The sequence below is a fragment of the Natranaeroarchaeum aerophilus genome, from assembly GCF_023638055.1.
Taxonomy (GTDB): domain Archaea; phylum Halobacteriota; class Halobacteria; order Halobacteriales; family Natronoarchaeaceae; genus Natranaeroarchaeum; species Natranaeroarchaeum aerophilum.
The window spans coordinates 1-1,071 of sequence record NZ_JAKRVY010000028.1 but is presented as its reverse complement, the minus strand read 5'-3'; the positions used below and the strand labels follow the sequence as shown (position 1 = coordinate 1,071).

Below are 1,071 nucleotides of genomic sequence, written 5' to 3'. Positions count from 1 at the left end.
CTCATTCGACGACTGCTGGATCGGGTTCCAGCGCGTTCCAGTCGATCTCGGCGTCGGGATCGTGATAGCGCTGGTAGAAGTCGTCGTGTTCGTACAGCGTCGCGATCTGGTGACGACCGAGTCCTTTAATCCGGTACGGTGCTGGTGGCGCAACCCCCATCCCGACGTAGGCGTCCCGAACCTGACACAGCAGATTCCGGGCGAGCTGTGCCTGGAAGTCCTCGATGTCCTCGGGTGCAAACGGCAGCACGTCGAACCTGGCGTCCGGATCACGGTCGAGATCCGGTTCGGCGCCCCACTGCGTGTGATACTGGCCTGCCTCGTCGTCCCACTCAATGTGGACGCCCGAGACGGCCTCGACCGTCAGAGCCGAGGCGTCTGGCACATCAGTGTCGGCCGGTGCAGCTTCCAGAAGCGTCGCGATGCGGTCTTCGATCGACTCACCCGCCGTGACAGACACCTCCTCGACCGCATCGTCCAGGGTGAGCAGGTCAATCATGGCCTCGTCGGACAGGCCGAGATAGATGTCTTGCATGTAGCTGACGTGACCGGGTCGGACCTCCTCTGGAAGGGGGACCGGTCGCTCGACGTCTCCGTAGTGACTGCGGACCTGGTCGTAGAGGTCGCCGAAGTGCTCGGTCACGTCGTCGGTGTCTAACTCTGCGACAGCACTCGCTGCGGCGAGCAACCGGGCGGGATCGTGCCGCCACTCGATCGTCTCGTAGCCTCGTTCCCGGGCGACGTAGTACCGGGCGTAGCGCCGGGCCTGTTCGTTGTGCTCGTTTTCCGCCGGCGTGCGGTCGAATGGGTCGGACGCGTAGGCGTCGCACAAATGTCCGTCTATCTCGCCATCAAAACAGACGCCAATCTTGTGCTCAGCGCCATTATTGTCGGTAACCAAAACACCGAAGCCATCATCTGTTTCTTTCTTAATTTCTGCCTGCATGGCTAGAAGTCCACCTTGTTGCTCTCACCGTGTCCACTGCGAACCCTTTTGGCAGCCTTGTCAGCAATCGTGTCCACCCAGCTTTGCGGGGGTTCGTGCTGGCCGAGTTGGGAGATCAAGGCGTC

1 protein-coding gene is annotated in these 1,071 nt (G+C 61.5%); it reads right to left on the bottom strand.

Going from position 1 to position 1,071, the window contains the following annotated elements:
• Position 1: 1 nt before the first annotated feature.
• Positions 2-946: a DUF7958 family protein gene (locus tag AArcSt11_RS16840; RefSeq protein WP_250598867.1), complete on the bottom strand. Its 945-nt coding sequence runs from the start codon at positions 944-946 to the stop codon at positions 2-4.
• Positions 947-1,071 lie beyond the last annotated feature (125 nt).

What these genes read in the sequence shown, in the direction of transcription:
- AArcSt11_RS16840 (WP_250598867.1), bottom strand. Translation starts at nt 946, where the DNA reads ATGCAGGCAGAAATTAAGAAAGAAACAGATGATGGCTTCGGTGTTTTG.